The 14,399-nt window shown below is 69.2% G+C and carries 15 protein-coding genes and 2 pseudogenes; 7 read left to right on the forward strand and 10 right to left on the reverse strand.

Annotated elements, in window-relative coordinates; translation table 11 throughout:
• Nucleotides 1-100: 100 nt before the first annotated feature.
• Nucleotides 101-1,090, forward strand: coding sequence for a ScbA/BarX family gamma-butyrolactone biosynthesis protein (locus B1H29_RS00900; RefSeq protein WP_055422189.1), 990 nt, complete (start codon nucleotides 101-103; stop codon nucleotides 1,088-1,090).
• A 610-nt stretch (nucleotides 1,091-1,700) separates the two neighbouring features.
• Here the strand turns inward: B1H29_RS00900 and B1H29_RS00910 are convergent.
• Nucleotides 1,701-2,573, reverse strand: a complete 873-nt coding sequence (locus B1H29_RS00910; RefSeq protein ID WP_055422406.1) for an NAD(P)H-binding protein — start codon at nucleotides 2,571-2,573, stop codon at nucleotides 1,701-1,703.
• A gap of 161 nt (nucleotides 2,574-2,734) precedes the next feature.
• Here B1H29_RS00910 and B1H29_RS00915 point away from each other — a divergent pair, with 161 nt between their 5' ends.
• Complete coding sequence (locus B1H29_RS00915; RefSeq protein WP_079159927.1) at nucleotides 2,735-3,403, forward strand: ScbR family autoregulator-binding transcription factor; 669 nt, start codon at nucleotides 2,735-2,737, stop codon at nucleotides 3,401-3,403.
• A 64-nt stretch (nucleotides 3,404-3,467) separates the two neighbouring features.
• Here the strand turns inward: B1H29_RS00915 and B1H29_RS00920 are convergent, their stop codons facing one another.
• Nucleotides 3,468-5,000, reverse strand: coding sequence for an FAD-dependent monooxygenase (locus B1H29_RS00920; protein ID WP_079159928.1), 1,533 nt, complete (start codon nucleotides 4,998-5,000; stop codon nucleotides 3,468-3,470).
• 198 nt (nucleotides 5,001-5,198) lie between these two features.
• Here B1H29_RS00920 and B1H29_RS36985 point away from each other — a divergent pair.
• A protein-coding gene (locus B1H29_RS36985) for an IS5 family transposase (RefSeq protein ID WP_107095385.1) occupies nucleotides 5,199-5,998 on the forward strand; the annotation gives its coding sequence in 2 pieces (ribosomal slippage) (nucleotides 5,199-5,544 and nucleotides 5,544-5,998; 801 coding nt in all).
• Nucleotides 5,999-6,029: 31 nt separating this feature from the next.
• On the opposite strand, the gene B1H29_RS00935 is transcribed toward B1H29_RS36985, so the two are convergent.
• On the reverse strand, nucleotides 6,030-7,022 hold the full coding sequence (locus B1H29_RS00935; protein WP_055421580.1) for an aldo/keto reductase: 993 nt from the start codon (nucleotides 7,020-7,022) through the stop codon (nucleotides 6,030-6,032).
• Nucleotides 7,023-7,147: 125 nt separating this feature from the next.
• Between B1H29_RS00935 and B1H29_RS00940 the strand changes: the two genes are divergently transcribed.
• The 3 genes and pseudogenes from B1H29_RS00940 to B1H29_RS40110 all read left to right on the forward strand — a co-directional run bounded on the left by B1H29_RS00940 (nucleotide 7,148) and on the right by B1H29_RS40110 (nucleotide 9,178).
• Nucleotides 7,148-7,768, forward strand: a complete 621-nt coding sequence (locus tag B1H29_RS00940; protein WP_055421579.1) for a TetR family transcriptional regulator — start codon at nucleotides 7,148-7,150, stop codon at nucleotides 7,766-7,768.
• 362 nt (nucleotides 7,769-8,130) lie between these two features.
• A complete protein-coding gene (locus tag B1H29_RS00945; protein WP_055421578.1) occupies nucleotides 8,131-8,583 on the forward strand; it encodes an iron chaperone in 453 nt (150 codons plus the stop codon).
• 142 nt (nucleotides 8,584-8,725) lie between these two features.
• Nucleotides 8,726-9,178, forward strand: a pseudogene (locus B1H29_RS40110) (transposase family protein).
• Nucleotides 9,179-9,365: 187 nt separating this feature from the next.
• Here the strand turns inward: B1H29_RS40110 and B1H29_RS00955 are convergent.
• From B1H29_RS00955 to B1H29_RS00985, 7 genes and pseudogenes are all read right to left on the reverse strand, one after another.
• Nucleotides 9,366-9,737 (reverse strand): hypothetical protein, encoded by a 372-nt coding sequence (locus B1H29_RS00955; RefSeq protein WP_055421577.1) that lies wholly within the window; start codon nucleotides 9,735-9,737, stop codon nucleotides 9,366-9,368.
• Complete coding sequence (locus B1H29_RS00960; RefSeq protein WP_234393180.1) at nucleotides 9,734-9,991, reverse strand: hypothetical protein; 258 nt, start codon at nucleotides 9,989-9,991, stop codon at nucleotides 9,734-9,736. Before B1H29_RS00960 ends, B1H29_RS00955 begins: the two co-directional genes overlap by 4 nt.
• A gap of 204 nt (nucleotides 9,992-10,195) precedes the next feature.
• Nucleotides 10,196-11,206 carry a transporter gene (locus B1H29_RS00965; protein ID WP_055421576.1) on the reverse strand — a complete coding sequence of 337 codons (1,011 nt, stop codon included), beginning with the start codon at nucleotides 11,204-11,206 and terminating at the stop codon, nucleotides 10,196-10,198.
• Nucleotides 11,203-12,099, reverse strand: coding sequence for an ABC transporter ATP-binding protein (locus tag B1H29_RS00970; RefSeq protein WP_055421575.1), 897 nt, complete (start codon nucleotides 12,097-12,099; stop codon nucleotides 11,203-11,205). The genes B1H29_RS00965 and B1H29_RS00970 overlap by 4 nt, the downstream gene beginning before the upstream one ends.
• A complete protein-coding gene (locus B1H29_RS00975; protein WP_055421574.1) occupies nucleotides 12,096-12,500 on the reverse strand; it encodes a GntR family transcriptional regulator in 405 nt (134 codons plus the stop codon). Before B1H29_RS00975 ends, B1H29_RS00970 begins: the two co-directional genes overlap by 4 nt.
• Before the next feature lie 276 nt (nucleotides 12,501-12,776).
• Nucleotides 12,777-13,028 (reverse strand): annotated as a pseudogene (locus B1H29_RS39975) (helix-turn-helix domain-containing protein); the annotation flags it as partial.
• 115 nt (nucleotides 13,029-13,143) lie between these two features.
• On the reverse strand, nucleotides 13,144-13,656 hold the full coding sequence (locus B1H29_RS00985) for a PadR family transcriptional regulator (protein ID WP_055421573.1): 513 nt from the start codon (nucleotides 13,654-13,656) through the stop codon (nucleotides 13,144-13,146).
• A 55-nt stretch (nucleotides 13,657-13,711) separates the two neighbouring features.
• On the opposite strand from B1H29_RS00985, the gene B1H29_RS00990 reads away from it, so the two are divergent.
• Nucleotides 13,712-14,374, forward strand: a complete 663-nt coding sequence (locus B1H29_RS00990) for a cysteine hydrolase family protein (protein ID WP_055421572.1) — start codon at nucleotides 13,712-13,714, stop codon at nucleotides 14,372-14,374.
• The last annotated feature ends 25 nt before the right edge of the window (nucleotides 14,375-14,399 follow it).

Raw genomic sequence — 14,399 nt, forward strand, 5'->3', positions numbered from 1 at the left:
CGAACCTGCGCGGAAGCTGCGGTTCCTCTGGAAATCAAACCGGGTGGTCTCTACTTTTATGCCCTCTGCAGCACATCTCCGATCCCACTCAGGGGGAGCGATGACCGCGAGCACGTTCCGGTTCGAAGGTCCGTCGATCGAGCAGGCGCCGGCGGGAACCGCCCTGCCGGCCTCCCGGGCAGCGCTGCGTCACGGGCCTTTGACCACGACGGTCCCCAGGGAACTGGTGCACCGCGCAGCCGTCGCCGAGGTCATGCTCACCGACTGGAAGCGCCTGGACGACACCCACTTCGCGATGGCCGCGCAGTGGCCGCGCAGCCACAGCTTCTTCACCCCCGTGGGAGTCCACCACGACCCGCTGATCGCCGCTGAAACGATCCGTCAGATCGGTGCCCTGCTCGCCCACGCCGAGTTCGGCGTCCCCTTCGGCCACCAGTTCCTGATGGAGGAACTCACCCTCACGGTCCGTCCCGAGCAGGTGCGGACCGGCCGGGCACCCGCCGCGCTGGACCTCGACGTCACCTGCACGGAGGTCAGGACACGCGGCCGCCGGCTGTCCGGCCTGCGGTACGAGACGACGATCCTGCGCGAGGGACGGCCCGCCGCGACGGGACAGATCTCCTTCACCGCCCTCGCTCCCGCCGTCTACCGCCGGCTGCGTCCAGAGCACGTCTTCAGCGCCGGACACCGTCCGATCCCCCTGACGGCTCCGGTGGCGCCGCAGAGCGTGGGACGCCTCTCACCCGCCGACGTGGTGCTCTCCCCCACCGGCGACCCGGACCGCTGGCAACTGCGAGTGGACACCCGGCACCCGGTCCTCTTCGACCACCAGGTCGACCACGTTCCGGGCATGGTGCTGCTCGAGGCCGCCCGCCAGGCAGCGACCGCGGTCCTGCACAGACCCTCCCTCCTGCCGGCCGGCCTCACATGCGCGTTCACGAAATACGCGGAGCTGGACCTGCCCTGTCTGATCGACGCCCTGCACCTGCCCCGCACCGCCCCCGGCGACCCGGACACAGTCCTGGTCACCGGCCACCAGGACGGCCACCCCGTGTTCAGCGCGACCGTGACCGCCGCCCCACAGGACTGACCGCACACCCCACAACACACCGCCACACCGCAGGACACACCACACGCACCCGGGGAGCAGCCCCCGCCGCGGCCCGCGGGACGGGCCAGCCCATGAAACGGGACGGCCCCGAGCCACAACGGCGCACCGTCCGGCGCGGCATGCCGTCCGGCGGCGGCGCACCGTCCGGCGGCGGCGCACCGTCCGGCGGCGGCGCACCGTCCGACGCGGCGTACCGTCCGACGCGGCGCACCGTCCGACGCGGCGCACCGTCCGGCGCGGCGTGCCGTCCGGCGGCGTGCCGCTGCCCGGGGCGGCAGGGCCGCGCGGCGACCGCACCTGACGGCCACGCACCCGCACCCCCTTGCCCGGCCCGCCACACCCCGTGAAGGCTCCGGGCAAGCCCCCCGCCGCCCCGCCCCCGCCACACCCGGCACGGCACCGGCACGCCCGCGGGACGGGGCGGCCCCGGTCCCCGACGGCGCCCCGTCCGGCGGCGGCGCACCGTCCGGCGCGGTGCGCCGCCGCCCGGGGAAGGGCGGCGGGGACCGCGGCGACCGGACCTGACGGCCGCCGTACCACCCCTACGCCCCCTGAGCCCTCACACCCCGTGAAGGCTCCGGGCAAGCCCTCACCGCCCCGCCCCCGCCGCACCCGGCACGGCACCGAACGCCCCGAGGTGATCCCCGGCCCACGTGCGAAAGGACCGGGCCGCGCGCCCGGTCAGCCGCCCGACCGTGTCCTCGACTCCCGCCTTGGCTCCGGCCCGCTGGCGTTCCGCACCGGCCAGCAACGCCTCGACGACCGGCTCGGGATACCGCTCGCGCAGCAGGACACGCGCCCGGCGGGGGGACAACTCCTCGAAGCGCAGCGGGCGGCCCAGCAGCCGGCCGAGCTGCGCCGTCTGCTCGACCGCGCTGATCGGCTCCGGTCCGGTCAGCGTATGGATCCGCCCCTCGTGCCCGTCCTCGGTCAGCGCGCACACGGCTGCGGCGGCGACGTCGCGCGGGTCGACGCACGCGTTGAGCGAGGTGCCGTACAGACCCCGCACCACCTGCTCACCGGCGATGGACACCGCCCAGGACAGCGTGTTGGACATGAAGGACCGCGGGCGCAGCACGGTCCACCGCAGACCGGAACCCAGCAACAGGTCCTCGTTCCTGCGCTGCCAGCGGGTGAGGACATCGTCCGCCCCGCTGTCCGCGACGGCCGCCGCGGACACCTTGACCAGATGCCGCACCCCCGCCGCACGCGCGGCATCCACGAAGCGCGCGTCGTCGTCACCGCCGACACGGCTGGTGAGGACCAGCGCGCGGCCCACCCCCTCGACAGCGCGCCCCAGCGAGCACGGATCGCCATAGTCACCGGCCACCACCTCGGCCCGGCAACCCGGACGCGCCACCCGCGAGGGGTCCCTGGCCATGACACGCACCGCGAGATGCGCGGGCAGCCGGCGCAGGACCTCCCCCCCGACGGTCCCGGTGGCGCCTGTCACGAGAATCACCGATGTCCTCCCTCCGCCGCACCAGGCCCACACGCCGCCCGAACCCGCGTCCTGAGACCGCGCCCGGCACCGGATGTAAGATACAAACTATGCGGTTTTTTTGTGGGGTCGGCCGGGCCTCCGCCCGCCGAAACCAACGCCAGGAAAAGGGAGGACCCCACGTGGTGAAACAAGACCGTGCCATCCGCACACGAAGGAACATCCTCGAAGCAGCGGCAAAGATCTTCGAGGAACGCGGCTACCAGGCCGCCACCATCGCCGAAATCCTCAGCACCGCAGGCGTGACCAAGGGAGCGCTGTACTTCCACTTCGAATCGAAGGAACAGCTCGCCCAGGGCGTCCTGCACGAACAGGACCAGCGGTTCGTCATCCCCGACCGCGCCTGCAAGGTCCAGGAACTCGCCGACGTCGTCCTGCTGCACGCCTACCGCCTGCAGTCCGACCCGATGGTACGGGCAGGCGTGCGGCTGACCATGGACCAGCACGCCGAAGGCCTCGACCGCAGCGGCCCCTTCCTGCGCTGGAGCACCGTATGCCGGCAACTGCTGGAACAAGCACAAGCCCAGGGCGAACTACTGCCCCACGTCATACCATCCGTCACCGCCGACATCATGGTCAGCACATTCGCGGGCGTCCAGTCCATGTCCCAGACCACCACCGACTACCAGAACCTGCGCTTCCAGACCTCCGCACTGCTGCGCCACCTCCTCCCCAGCATCGCCGTGCCATCCGTACTCGCCTCCCTGGACCTGACCGAATCACGCGGCGAAACCGTCCACGAGGAAATCCGGCACCAACTCCAGCCCCAGCCGGCAACCGCCGTCAGATAAACACCCCCCCCACCCCACCCCACCAACCCCCCACCAAACCCCGGCCACCACACCCGCCCCCCGGTCACCGCAGCCGCACCCGCCCTCCAGACCCCGGACCCCGCAGCCGCCCGCCGAAATACAGCGCCAACGCATCCTCAAGACAGTCCCCACCCGGAGCGGCAGCCCAGGCAATATAACCGTCCGGCCGCACCAGCAGAGCCTCACACCCAACCTCCGCAACCGGCCCCGCCCGAACCACCCTCACCACATCCGCCCACCCACGCGCCCCCCGCGCATACCGGCCGCCCCCCGCACCCAGCAACAGCAGCAACGGCCTACCCGGCCGCAGCAACCCGATCACATCAACACACCCCCCACCCACCCCCAGCCCCACATTCTGCAAAAACCTCCCCTCCCACACCGAAGGCCGCCGGGTACGCCCCGGAAGAACCGTGTCCTGACCACTGACCAGATCACTGAGAAAACGACTCCCCCCATCAGCCGCCACCAGACCGGCGAACACAGCACGCAACGACTCCGCCCCACACCCCGGACGCATCAACGCAAGCTGCACCCGCGTACTGCCAATCACCCGCCGAGCAGCCGGACGCCGCTCCAGGTCATAACTGTCGAGCAACCCCACACCCGCCCGACCCCGCACCGCCAACGCCAACTTCCACCCCAAATTCAACGCATCCTGCACCCCCACACTCAACCCCTGCGCACCCACCGGGAAACACAAGTGCGCCGCATCCCCCACCAGAAAAACCCTCCCCCACCGAAACGAACAAGCCAGCCGCGAAAAATCACTGAACCGACTGAGCCACCGCACCCGCCCCAACTCGATCTCCCGCCCCGCGATCCGAGCAACCTCACCACGCAACTCCCCCACCGACGGCGGCACCTGACGACCAGGATGCGGGCCCGAACAGTCAAGCGTCTTCACATGCAGACCCACCCCCGCAATCTCGTGCGCCACGATCCACCCACGCGGCGTACGGTGCCAGCCCGCCGGCAGATCCCGCACCACCTCCCGCCCCACCACCGCCGACAACCCGGACGCCGTAGCCCCGAAACTCTCCGACACCACCCCCACCAACCCACCCACCGTGCCACGCCCCCCGTCCGCCGCCACCAAAAACCCAGCCCGACACTCAACCCGCCGCCCCCCAGCCCCCCACCCCACCACCCGCACCCCACGCCCGTCCTGCACCACCCCACTCACCCGCACCCCACGCAACACCCGCACCCCCACACCCCGCGCCCGCCCCTCAAACACACACTCCAACTCCGCCTGCGGACACCTCAACACAGGACCCGGCTCCGAAACCGGCGCAACAATCGACAACCCCTCCACCCCACCGAACCGAAACCCCACCTCCACCCCCGTCCCACCCGCATCCACCCACCGCCCCAACTCACCGACATACCCCCGCCTCGCCAGCCCCTGCACCGCCCGCGCATGCAACACCCGCGCCCTCGGCCCCCGCGACACACACACCCCCGCCTCCAACACCACCGTCCGCACCCCCCGCTCCCCCAACTCCGCCGCCACCAACAGACCCACCGGCCCACCCCCTACCACCACCACATCCGCATCCAGACAACGCCCCATTACCAACACCCCCTCCAGCGCCCGCCCACCAGGACCCCAAAAAATATACCGAACAGACGGTTCTTAACAAGACACCCGACACCCACACACCCCCCACACATCCACCACCCAAAACCCAAATCCCAGAAACAGTCACCCCACGGACGACTGACTCGCTTCTTATGGCCCGATCGCGCGTTGAACCGGGCATGACGATTCCTGTTGAGCGGTTTGGTACCGGACGAGTTGTGGGCTCTGTTCCGGCGGGTGGTGCCGCCCGCCGAGGTGAAGCGTCCACAGGGCGGGGGTCGGCGTCGATCCGGTGACCGCGAGGCACTGGCCGCGATCATCTTCGTCGCGACCTCCGGCTGTACGTGGCGGCAGCTCCCGCCGGTGTTCGGTCCGGCCTGGCAGACGGTGTACAGGAGGTTCGCACAGTGGAGTCGGGACCCGGTCTGGGCCCGGCCCTACCGCGTGGTCCTGGATGAACTCGGTGCTCGGGGTGAGCTGGCCTGGTCGCGGTGCGCGATCGATTCGGTCAGCATCCGTGCAGTAAAAGGGGGATGCTGACGGGACCGAACCCGACCGATCGTGGCAAGTCAGGAACGAACATTCACCTGCTCACCGACCGGAACGGACTGCCGCTGTCGCTGGGCATCTCCGGAGCCAACATGCACGACAGCCAGGCCCTGGAACCGCTTGTGCGCGGCATCCCGCCCATTCGCTCCCGCCGCGGACCTCGGCGCAGACTCCCGGCGAAACTGCATGCCGACAAGGACTATGACTACAAGCACCTGCGACGATGGCTCCGCAGCCGCGGCATACCCCACCGCATCGCCCGCAAGGGCATCGAGCCCTCGCAGCGGCTCGGCCGTCATCGATGGGTCGTTGAACGTACGGTTTCCTGGCTTGGCGGATGCCGTCGCCTACACCGCCGCTATGAACGCAAGCCCGAGCACTTCCTTGCCTTCGTCGGCATAGCCGCCGCTCTCATCTGCCACCGGCGCCTCACCACATAAACGGTGGAGAGGCGTTGTGGCGTCGGCGGGATCAGTCGGTGGTGAAGCTGGACAGTGTCGCGGCCGGGTATCGGCTGCCCGCCGAGCCGTGGGGGAGCATCTCGGTGATGTGGGCCATGTCGGCGTCAGTGAGCTGGACGCTGTCCGCGCCGGCGTTCTCCTCGAGACGCTTGGCACTGCGGGTGCCGGGGATGGGCACGACGTCCTGACCCTGGGCGAGGAGCCAGGCCAGCGCGAGTTGGGCAGTGGTGATGCCCTTGGCCGCGGCGAGTTCCTTGAGCTGTTCGGTGGCGCGGAGGTTGTAAGTGTAGTTCTCGCCCTGCCAGCGCTCGTCCCACCTGCGCATGTCGTCCGCGGGGTATTCACTCGCGGGCGTGACCGCCCCGGTCAGGAAACCGCGGCCGAGCGGGGAGTAGGGCACCAAGCCGATGCCGAGCTCCCGCAGGACGGGAAGGATCTCCTCCTCCACCTCCCGCTCGAAGAGCGAGTACTCGTACTGGAGCACCGAGAGCGGGGTAACGGCGTGGGCGCGTCGGATGTACTGGGGGCCGACGTTGCTCAGGCCGAAGTACTTCACCTTGCCTTCGGTGATCAGATCGCCGACCACGCCTGCGACCTCCTCGACCGGAATGGCGGGGTCGGAGATGTGCTGGTAGAAGAGGTCGATGTGGTCGCTCTGCAGGTAGCGCAGGCTGTTCTCGGCGACCTTGCGGATGTTCTCGGGGCGGCTGTTGAAGCCGGAGCCCAGCGGCTGGGTCGTCATGTCGAAGCCGAACTTGGTGGCGAGGACCACCTCGTCGCGGAAGTCGCGGACCGCCTTGCCCAGGAGGGTTTCGTTGCTGCCGGTACCGGCGCCGTACAGCTCGGCGGTGTCGAAGAAGTCGATGCCGAGTTCGTGGGCGCGGCGGATGGTCGCGATGCTCTCGTCGTCGTTCGAGGCGCCGTAGGCCATGGACATGCCCATGGTCCCCAGGCCGAGCGCCGAGACGCGCAGACCCTGAGAGCCCAGATTGCGGTGCTGCATGAGTTCACTCCCTCGGTATTTCGTCGGTTTCACCCACAGAGGCCAAACCGAACTGTTCCGTTTGACTGTACGCGCCGGCCACCCCGACTACCAAACCGAACGGTTCGGTGCTCTATCCTGGGCCTATGTCCCAGTCCCGCGACTCCGGCCAGACCGCAGCGCCCACCGCCGGCGGCGACACCACGCGCGAGCGCATCCTTGCCGCTGCCATGGAGGAGTTCGCCGGCCACGGCATCGCCGGCGCCCGCGTGGACCGCATCGCCAAGCTCGCCAAGACCAGCAAAGAACGCGTCTACGCCTACTTCCGTAGCAAAGACGCGCTTTATGCCGCTGTTGCTGCACGGGAGTATGTCGTCATCGCCGAGGCCACCCAGATGGACCCGTCCGACCTCCCTGGCTACGCGGGCCGCCTGTTCGACTACTTCGTCGCCCGTCCAGACCACCACCGCCTGATCACCTGGGGCCGCCTCGAACTGCAGGGCACCACAGCCGGTGCCGACGATCCCGACCAGGCAGTGATCGCCCGCAAAATCGACCAGCTCCGCCAGGTGCAGCAGGCTGGACAGCTCGACCCCGCCTGGGACCCGGCCGACGTCCTCGCCCTGGTCAACCAGATCGCCATGACCTGGGCGTCGCAACCCGAACTCAGCAAGGCCGCCGCCGCACACGCCGCGGACCCCACCACCGCCGCCCGCCGTGCCGCGGTGGTGACCGCCGTCGAGCAGCTATTCCCCCGAGCGGTCTGAGTAACACCGGTTTCGGGCAGGGGTCCTGCCCGCAACGGGGTACGTGCGCTCGTGACCGGAATCAGGCTCAGGATGCTGAGCCCCCGGGTATCCCTGCTCGCCAGCACCACCACCAACGGAACCTCAAAGGGATCCGTCCGACACCGTTCAGCGAGCGATCACGCCATAAGAAAATACCTCGTACGACAGCACCCACCCCACCGCGACCCAGCCGCACCCAACCGACAGGCACCCGCCTCAAGGCCGCCTCGAGTGTCCGTCAAGGGTTACGTGCACGGCAGGTGCTGTACTGAAGCCCGCAACCGGGCTCGTCGAGGCGTACCGGGTCAGACGAGACTGAACCACGGGCCACCGGAGGAACCATGAGCAGCACCGACAAGAACACGTACGAAGGATTCACGGCCGAAGAACGCGCCGCGATGAAAGACCACGCCAAGGAACAAAAGGCAGCCGCACGGCGCGCCTCACAAGCGGACAAGGCCGCACTGGCGGAACAGGACGTCCTCGCCAAGATCGCCGACATGCAGGACACCGACCGGGTGATCGCCGAACGCGTCCACAAGATCGTCCTCGCCAGCGCCCCCGACCTCGCACCCAAACTCTGGTACGGCATGCCCGCCTACGCACTGAACGGCAAACTCGTCTGCTTCTTCCAGAGCGCCGCAAAATTCAAGGCACGCTACGCCACCCTCGGATTCAGCGACAACGCCAACCTCGACGACGGCACCATGTGGCCCACCAACTTCGCGCTCACCCAGATCACACCCGAAACCGAAGAACGCATCACCACACTCGTCAAACAAGCCACGAGCTGACACCCCCTCCCACCCCACCCGCCACCCTTAAGGCGTTCGCGCGGCCACGACCGCCGATCGCAGACACCCAACCAGTCGGCACAACGCCGCTCAGCGCGCCAAAGGGTGCTGCAAGAGGCCGTGAACTGGGCACCTCCGTCGTATAAGCGGAGTGTTGAGCGCCGAGCGGGTACGGGCGGAGACGTTCACCGGACTGCGGGGCGATCAGTTCGGCCGGCAGCCGAAGGCAGCCCGGGAACCTGGAGACGAGGGCTGCGGCCGGGGCCGGCCATGGCGGCTCCGCTGGCCGAGCAGGTCCTGCTGGTGGCCGTCTACTACCCCACGAACCTCACCATGCGGCAACTCGCCCCACTGTTCGACGTCCCGCCCACGACCGTGTGCCGGGTGAACCAGCGGCAAGGCCCGCTGCTCGCACTCGAGCCCGCCCGAGCCTCCCAAAACGCGGTCGAGCGGCTGTGTCCGCGCCCGCGTCGAGCACAACTTCTCCCGGACGAAGAACTACGAGATCCTCCGCCACTGCCGGCAACGCGGCGACGGCCTCCACCACCCCGTCCAGGCCGTCGCCCGCATGCACAACCTCACCCTCGCCACGTGATCACTCGCCCGAACACCGCCCCGGCCTGCCTGACCACGGCTTTCTGCGACACCCTGCAGCCCCAACCAGGGGAGCTTGGCACGGGCGTCCGGGTGCTTCCGCTCGCCGCGCCCCACGGTCCTTCGTGCCGCCGCGCGGCCGTGCGTGGACTCGGACCGCGGGCCCTCCGGCCCGCGCCAGTCCGAGGTCAGGGCTTCCAGGTGCGCAGGAAGGAAGCGATGCGGGCGGCGGTGCAACGCGGGTTGTTCAGTTCGTGGGCGAGCGCGGTGAGCTGCTCGCGGGTGGGGCTGACCGGGATGTTGCTCGCCTCGAGGTACATGACGGCGGCAGCACAGGCGACGGTGAGGTTGGAGCGTTCCAGCCAGCGGCAACGGCCCAGGGTGTGGACCAGGGCGGCGGCGCGGGCGTAGGGGCCGTCGTAGACGGGAGTGTCGAGCAGCTCACCACGATGGCGGGCGACGGCGGCGATGAGCACGCCGTAGTCGTCGGCAGCCGGATCGCGGTGGCCGGCCCGTTCTGCTACTTCGAGGATCCATGATTCGTCGACATGCAGGATCACGCGGCGACATCCGGCTGGGAGGAGGCGTACGGGGCGTCGAGCTGCTGATCCAGATCGTCGAGGAACGAGCCGTGCTCGTCGATGAGCCGCTGGGCCGCGGCCATGCCTGCGGCGCGGGCGCCGGTCGTGTCCTCGATGATGAGCCGCTCCACGTACTTGTTGAAGTCCAGCCCGCGGGCGCGTGCGGCCGCCTTCCCGGCCTCCAGGGTGTTCTCTTCCAACCGGACCTGCGTCTGCTTCTTAGCGGAAGTCACCGGTTCATGGTAGCAGGGTGGTAGCAGACGTGCAGGGAAAGCGGCGCGGGCCGCGCCCGCCGCAGGATGCCGGCGCATGTGATCGGCGGCAGCGGGCGCCCGAGGCGCGCCTCGGGCCGGGGCACTGGACTGTTACCGACCCCGCGGGGGTCAGCCGGGTCCCGGCTGACCCCCGCGGGTGTTCCCGTCGTGGGCGTCGGGGTGTCAGGTCACTCGGCGGCGGATCCACCAGGCGCAGAATCCGGTCAGGGCCAGGGCGAGGCCGAGGAAGAGCCCGGTCTCGGCCCATTGCAGGGTCCAGAAGTTGCCGGCGGGCTGGTACGTCACCTGCTGCTGGTAGCCGAGGGCGCCGAGGTCGGCGACACAGCGGTCGACTTGCTGCAGGGCGGGCGGGCCCGACTCGGTGCGCAGGCAGTCGGCGAAGGACGACGGCACCGGGGTCGGCTGACCGGCGGCATTCAGCGTCTGCTGGGAGGTGACCCAGGCCCCGGGCAATTCTTCGAGGTGCGCGACGATCTGCCTGGCTCCGTCCTGGATGCTGATGGGGGCGCCGTCGGGCTCGATCGGCACGGTGGTCCGGTCCGCGGGCGCCAGGTGGGACCGGATCCATGTCGGCACGGCGATCTGGACGGCGACGTAGAGGGCGAACGTGGTGGCCATCGCGGGCAGGGTGCGGCGGATGACCAGACCGAGGGCGACGCCCAGGACGAAGGCGAAGGCGGCATGGGCCATGGGGACGACACCCCGTGCGGCGAAGGCCACGGGGTCGAGCCGCGGGAAGTACGTGTCCGTCGCGCCACCGGCGTTGACGGCCCGGTCGATGGGGCTGCTCCACCAGCTCACCGCGAGGCTGGTCAGTCCGGCAGCGGCCATGGAGGCCGCCGCGCCGAGGCCCAGCTTGGTCGCCAGCCAGCGGGTGCGGGTGACGCCCTGGTTCCACGCGAGGTAGTGGGTGCCGGTCTCCAGTTCACGAGAGATCAGCGGCGCGCCCCAGAACATCCCGATGACCGCCGGCACGGCGAGCGCGACCAGCAGTCCGGTGTAGTAGAGGGTCTGGTCCGAACTGGAGACCTGGTCCACCAGGCTGCTGCCGGCCGTCCGGTAGAGGTCGGCCAGCCGCGGTCCGGTGACCACGAGGGTGACGGCGAGGGCAGCCACGGCGGCGAACAACACGGCGGCCTGGGTGCGGAACTGGCGCCAGGTCAGCCAGATCATCGGAGTACCTCCAGTGCGGGTCGGGTGTCGCGTACCGCATCGGCGGGCCGGGTCATGTAGGCCAGGACGATGTCTTCCAGACCGAGAGGGCTGACGGTCCAGGACGGATCGTGGACCGCGGTGTCGGTGCGCACCAGGAGGGTGGTCTGCCGGTCGGTGTGGCTGGCGGTGATGACGTGCTGACCGGTCGGGAGTGTGTCGGGGTCCCGGCGCGGTCCGGTGAGCCGGTGGTGGCAGGCGACCAGGTCGTCGATGTCGCCAGCCACCTGTACCCGGGAGTCGACCAGGACGATGACGTAGTCGCAGGTCCGCTCCACGTCGGAGACCAGGTGGGAGGAGAGCACGACGCTCAGTTCGTGCTCGGCTACGGCCTCCATCAGGTCCTGCATGAACTCCCGTCGGGCGAGCGGGTCCAGGGCCGCGACCGGCTCGTCCAGGATGAGCAGTTCCGGGCGCTTGGCGATGCCCAGGGTGAGAGCGAGCTGCGCCCGCTGGCCACCGGACAGCTTGCCGGCCCGCTGCTTGGGGTCCAGACCAAGGCGACGGATCCGGTCGCGCGCCACGGTGTCGTCCCAGTTCGGGTTGAGGCGCTTACCTAAGTCAAGGTGGTCGGCGACGCTCAGCGCGGCGTAGATCGGGGTGTCCTGCGCGACGAAGCCGACCTTGGACAGCTGTTCCACGCCCTCGGCGGGACGGCCACCGCATACCTCGATGGTGCCGGCCGTCGGAGTCAGCATGCCGGAGGCCAGCTTCAACAAGGTCGACTTGCCGGCGCCGTTGGGGCCGACCAGGCCGACCACCCGGCCCTCGGGGACGTCCAGGTGGCAGTCCCGCAGCGCCCAGCGCTGCTTGTACCTCTTGCCCAGGCCCTGGGCTCGCAAGACAGCGCTCACGCTACGTCCTCTCCGGCGGCGTTGTGAAACGTGTTCAAGAACAGCGCCTCGATGCTCTCGTCGTCGAGCCCGGCCAGGCGGGCCTTGGTCAGCCAGCGCTGCAGGTCCTTGCGCAGTGGCCCGTGCGCGGCGAGCGTGCCGTCGGCCAGCGTCCGGGTCACGAACGTCCCGACGCCGGGACGGGCGGCCACCAGGCCGTCGTGCTCCAGCTCGCGGTACGCCTTGAGCACCGTGTTCGGGTTGACCGCCATCTGCCTCGCCACGTCCTTGACCGTCGGCAGCCGGTCCCCCTCCTTCAGCAGGCCCAGGCGCAGTGCATGCCGAACCTGCTGGACCAGTTGCTGGTACGGGGACAGGCCGGACCGGCTGTTCAGGTGGAACTCAATCACCGGTTCCTCCATTTATCTAGTTGCCTAGCACTATAGCCCTCTCAGTCGACCAGCCGGCAAGGCGTGCACTGCGGGCGCCAGCCACCGACGGGAACCAGCCACGCATGGCCGACGCTCGCCAGACCTAAGCTCGGGTATCGAGAAACGACGGCACCCTCAAGTGATCAAGGCACCACCCACGGATGCTCATGTGATCGTGGAGGCACAGGTGCGTGACCACGGGTTTCGCCGGCTCAACGAACTGAAATCTGAAGACGCTGGCGCGAGGGGCAGTCGTTCAGCTCCATCGGGCGAGCGCTTCGCGATCTTCTTGATTCCACGGCGCGCGGGCAGCGTGGAGGTCTTCGATCAGCCGCCCTTGTACTTCAGGTGAAGAGAGTCGAAGCCGTCGGCGTTGAAGTCATGGATCACATCCCGCACCCGGTCGTCACTGGTGAACGTCACCTCGGCGATCCTCGTCGCGGGCATGCCCTGAGCTGAGAGTAGGACCATCCGGGCCCGTCGCCAGGCCACCACCGATCCGGTGCCCCTGCGGATGATTCACAGCAGGCGCCGCCCCTCATCATCATCGATCTCTCGGACGCGTACTGGTTCTGCCACCCGCACAGTCTCGCGGGCAGAGGGAGCATCCGGGTGAGGGTCCGCCGTGTCGGCGTCAGGCCAGCAGTTCCCGTAGCCACGATCGTTCCGCGCGGCTGGTGGTGCGGGCGATGGTGAGCATGCCGCGTCGATAGGGATCGTCGGTGTCCTCGGCGCCCAGGAGGCGGTCGCCATCGCGGAAGAAGCTTGCGGGCTGTTCCAGGAAGGCCAGTCGCCGGCGAAGGACCGCGTGCTGGTCGGCGAGGTCGGGAAGCTGGGAGAGAAAGGCCAGGACCGTGAAGTACCGGGTGCTGTCGCTGATGTTCAGGCCGTCGGCGTCCCGCAGCCGGCGCAGCAGCTCGGTGCGGCCGGCGGAGGTCAGGCTCAGGGTGTGTCGCTGGACGGCCGAGGCGCCTGGCTCGGCTCTGCGGTCGAGCAGCCCGGCCTTGACCAGGCGGTTGATAGCCGGATAGAGGCTGCCGTCGCTGACCGGACGGGCATGGCCGGACAAGTGCGCTATCCGGGGCCGTAGTTGGTAGCCGTGCAGTGGCCCCTCGGCCAGGAATCCCAGGATCGCGAGTTCCAGCATGCTGCTAGTCTCACACATCGAAACGAGGTACCTCGAATCGATATAAGGGGCGGGGATGACGTATACCGAGGAATGGGTGACCGCGCGAGCGCGTGACGCCTACGAGCACGGCCGGGCATCGTTCGACGTACGGCCCGAGCGCACGGCGCTGCTGGTCATCGACATGCAGGACGAATTCGTCCGCCCCGGGTGGAGCCCCTACTGGGTGCCCGCGGCCACTCGGATGGCACCCCGGCTGCGGCAACTGGTCGAGGACTGCCGAGCCGCCTCGATCCCGGTGATCTGGACCATCTTCGACGACACACATCTCGGACTGGATCGGCCGCGCGCCCTGTCCTTCCTCCCGCATGCCGACACCGACTGGCGCCGCCCGGGCCCCACCGAGGTATGGGCACCGATGGACCGCCGCCCCGACGAGGCTCTGATCCGCAAGCCCTCCTACGGCGCGTTCTACGACACCCCGCTCGACACGATGCTGCGCAACCTCGGCCGCGACACGGTCATCGTCACAGGCACCCTCACCAACTACTGCTGCGGCACCACGGCCCGGCAGGCATACGAACGCGGCTACAAGGTCATCTTCGGATCCGACACCACGGCCACCGACGACGAGTCCCGCCAGGAACCAGAACTCGCCGTCCTGCGCAAAGGCTTCGCACTCGTGCTGACCGCCGAGGAGATCACGAACCGACTGATCGCAACCGCGGCAGCACCGTAGGACGGGGCCAAGGCGAACGTTGCCT

The sequence above is a fragment of the Streptomyces pactum genome (assembly GCF_002005225.1).
GTDB classification, from domain to species: Bacteria; Actinomycetota; Actinomycetes; order Streptomycetales; family Streptomycetaceae; genus Streptomyces; species Streptomyces pactum_A.